The 253-nt window shown below is 68.4% G+C and carries 1 protein-coding gene; it reads left to right on the plus strand.

The features are described 5' to 3' along the window. Nucleotides 1-253 (plus strand): nuclear transport factor 2 family protein (locus SB660_RS22310; protein ID WP_410584646.1); only part of this gene is annotated, 253 nt, incomplete at both ends.

Raw genomic sequence — 253 nt, forward strand, 5'->3', positions numbered from 1 at the left:
GGCGGTGACGTGGAGCAGGCGATGACCTTCGTCGCGGATGACATCACGTGTCGCGCGCCCGGAGTCGACCTGCAGGGCAAGGAGGCGTACGCCCGATACATCGGCGGGTTCGCGCCCACGCTGACCGGCATCGGGGACATCGCCGAGTTCTCCGACGGGGATCGTGTCGCGCTGTTCTACTACCCCCGGACCGCTGCGACGTCGACCGCTCCTGCCGCCGAGTACTTCACGGTTCGCGACGGGAGGATCAGCG

Source organism: Bacillus sp. SIMBA_005 (assembly GCF_046535585.1).
GTDB classification, from domain to species: Bacteria; Bacillota; Bacilli; order Bacillales; family Bacillaceae; genus Bacillus; species Bacillus pumilus.